Annotated in this window: 2 protein-coding genes; both read left to right on the top strand. The window is 74.7% G+C overall.

All coding sequences use genetic code 11. The features are described from left to right. Positions 1 to 250 precede the first annotated feature (250 nt). Complete coding sequence (locus AC13HU_RS34325) at positions 251 to 892, top strand: SSI family serine proteinase inhibitor (RefSeq protein WP_483045906.1); 642 nt, start codon at positions 251 to 253, stop codon at positions 890 to 892. 374 nt (positions 893 to 1,266) lie between these two features. Further along, on the top strand, positions 1,267 to 3,509 hold a 2,243-nt coding region (locus AC13HU_RS34320), incomplete at its 3' end, for a PAS domain-containing protein (protein WP_483045905.1).

Genomic DNA, 3,509 nt, shown 5'->3' with positions numbered 1-3,509 from the left:
GTAAAGCCCAAACCGCATTAGCAGTGCGGCGACATAGACCGGACTAGGCGACGCCTCCTGGTACGTACCCGGGTGAGCGGGCGCGTGGGGAACTGATGGCACAGCCGGGAGGGCTGCGACCAATCCGAGAGTACGGTACAAGGCCGCGGCCGGGCAGAGCAAAGTGGTTGGCCGGCCGGCAGGGTCGTGGACGCGCCCACGATGGGGTGGTTGGCCGGGGGGAGGAGCGGGTCGGCGGTAGGAGAAGGGCATGCACTCTTCGCAGCTCGCCCTCGTCGGACCCGCCCGGTCGGCCCGGCTCACCCGCCTCGCCCGCTCGGGCGCCGCGGCGCTGACCGGCGCGGCCGTACTGACCGCGGCGCTGACGGGCGTCGCGCACGGCTCGGGGAACCCGCCGCGCCGGCCGTCCGGGCCTCACCACTCGGTGCCCGTCATCTGGACGTCGGACCGGCCCGGCGCCCGGCTGGCCGTGGCGTACGACGACGGCGCGGGTCACACCCGCACCTACCGGCTGAGCTGCGATCCGGCACCGGAGGGCGGTTCGGACCCGGCGCCCGGTTCCGAACCGTCGACCAGTTCCGAACCGTCGACCGGTTCCACCCCGGAGCCCAGTTCCACCCTGTCGACCGATTCCACCCCGTCGACCGCCTGCGCGCACCTGGCCTCGATCGGCGGCCCGGTCCCCGCCGTGCGGTCCGGGCAGATGTGCTCGATGATCTACGGCGGCCCGCAGACCGCCCGGGTGACCGGCGACTGGCAGGGCCGGGCGGTGCGGGAGTCCTACCGCAGGACGAACGGCTGCGAGGTCGCCCGCTGGAACCGCATGGTCCCGGCGCTGCCCAACCCGGTGGCCGACGCCGCGAGCCACGGCGCCGCCCCCGTACGGAGCTGAACCGCAGGCCCGAAGCGCGCGGCCGAACATCCGGCTGAACACGCGGCCGACCGCGCGGCCGAAACGCTCAACCGAGGCGCGAAAGACCCGCGATTCCGCTGCGTGACGTACACCACATCTTCACCGCGCAATCGCCAACCCCCCACGCAGTGACGGCACATGACCGTCCAACGCCACAGGAGCAACCCCGACCCGTACACTCGGTCTAGTGACATGGCCCGGTGGGCGGCGGCAAGATGGGCCGCCCGTGACGTCAGCCGACAGCGCCGTACGACTCAGGTGAGTTCGTCCGGATGCCGCGTCCGACACTGCGCGCCACACCGGGTACTGCGCCACGCGTAACAGCACATGCGGTAACAGGGAGGACGCGTCTCGTGAGCAGCAGGCCATCCAGAGGCGCTGCTCGCCTCGCCTCGATACTGGACGCCCTTCCGGACGCGCTGCTGCTGGTCAACGCCAACGGCACGGTGGTCAACGCGAACGCGATAGCGCTGGAGACCTTCGAGACACCGGGCACGGCGCTGGTCGGGCGCGGACTGCTGGACCTGCTGCCGTCGTTCGACCCGAAGCGCATCCCCGGTTCGATGCGCAGCCCGCAGGAGGCGGCGGCCGACGACACCCGGACGAAGCCGACCCGGATGCTGGCGCGCCGCACCGACGGTTCGGAGTTCCCGGCCCAGGTGACGAGCGCCAACCTGGACGACAGCCGCACCGCGTACGCGGACTTCGGCGACGGCATGCCGCACTACACCGGCGACGAGTTGCTGATGCTGGTGGTGCGCGACCTGTCCGGCACCATGGACACCGAGGCCGAACTCGCCCGCCAGCAGCGGCAGACCGAGATGATCCTGCGGGCCGCGGCCGAGGGCGTGGTCGGCGTGGACACCGAGGGCAAGATCGTGCTGGTCAACCCGTCGGCCGCGCAGATCCTCGGCCACCGGGCGACCGACCTCGGCGGCAAGGAGTTGCACCCGCTGGTGCACCACTCCCGCCCGGACGGCTCGCCGTTGGCGTACGAGGAGACCCCGCTCGCCGACACGCTGCGCTCGGGCCGCAAGCACCGGGTGCGCGGCCAGGTGCTGTGGCGCAAGGACGGCAAGGCGGTGCCGGTGGACCTGACCACGGCGCCGGTCCGCGACGGCGACCAACTGGTCGGCGCGGTCATGACGTTCACCGATCGGACCCAGTACGACGCGCTGGCCGCCCGCACCAGGCAGCTGCGGGCGCTGCTGGACACCTCGCTGCGCGCGCCGCTGGCCGAACTGCGCGGTGAGCTGACCGGGCTCGCCGCCGACCCGGCCGGCCAGCTGTGGCCGGAGGCCAACCAGACCCTGCACCACCTCGCCGCCGGATACGCCCGGATCACCACCCTGATCGACAACGTGCTGGACTTCCAGCGGCTGGACCGCGGCGACGACAAGCTGCACCGCTCGGTGATCGGTCTGGACGAGGTGGTGACCGCGGCGATCGAGGGCGCGGTCGAGCTGATCGGGCCGGGCCGGGCCCAGTTCGCGGTGCACGCGGCGCCGATCGAGGCGTCGGTGGACGCCGCGCGGATGGCGCAGGCACTCGCCCACCTCGTCGCCGACGTGGCGGGGGTGGACTCGGCGGGCAACGCGATCGCGTACGCCGGGGACTCCACCATCGTGGTCGCGGTGGCCCAGCGCGGCGAGGCCGTACGCATCGACGTGCGCGGCCCGAGCGCGGGCGGCGACCCGGTGCACCTGCCGCTGGCGCGCGGCGTCATCGAACGGCACGGCGGCGTGCTCCAGACCCACCAGGTACCGGGCCAGGGCAGCGCGTACGTCCTCGAAGTCCCGCTCGGCCTCGACCCGGAGACGGTGCGGGCCGCACGGGCGAAGGACGCGAAGGGCGGTGCCGGGACCGCCGGCGGCAGGGGTACGAGCGCGTCGGGCACATCGGGCGCGGGCTCGCGCGGGGGCGCGCACTCCGGCGGGAACGGCGACGCGGCAGGCGCCGGTACGGCCGCGGGCGCGAAGACGGGTGCGGGGCCGGACGGTCCGGCGCCCGGCGGGCGCGCAGGGCGCCGTTCGCACGCGGCGCACGGCGGCGGGACGGACGCGGAGCGGAGGGGGCAGTTCGAGGCGGAGCCGCCCCACCCCGGCGACGACACCGGTACGGTCCTGGCGCCGTGGTCGGTCCCGCCGACCGCCGAACAGATCGCCAACCAGGCCGCCGACCAGACCGCCGACCAGGCCGAGGCCCCGCACGAGGCCCCGACCGGGCGCCGCCGTGCGCTGCGGCGGCCCATCGGCCGTCCGGAGCACCCGCAGGACCAGGGCCAGGGCCAGCCGCAGGCCCTGCCGCCGGCCGCGCCGGGACCGCAGGCCGAACCCGGGTCACCGGCCGAGCGGTCACAGCAGTCCCAGCAGCCGCAGCAGATTCCGCAGAACGGTCCGGGTGGTCCGGGCAGTCCGGGCGGACCCGAGGACGGCAACCCGGCGGAGGACCTGCGGCCGACCGGGCGCCGGGCCCGCAGGGGACGCCCCGCCGTGGAGGAGCGGTCCCCCGAGGACGGCGGCGAGCTGCGGCAACTTCCGGCGCCGCGCATCCCGAACGCGCTCCCCCCGGCCGACGGCGCTGCGGGCCACGCCGG

The sequence above is a fragment of the Streptomyces sp. NH27 genome (genome assembly GCF_056859195.1).
The sequence above is the reverse complement of the archived record's forward strand: the minus strand, read 5'-3'. Positions and strand labels throughout refer to the sequence as shown.

Bases quoted from the DNA above. Each gene is read 5' to 3' on its own strand.
- AC13HU_RS34325 (WP_483045906.1), top strand. From the start codon at position 251: ATGCACTCTTCGCAGCTCGCCCTCGTCGGACCCGCCCGGTCGGCCCGG.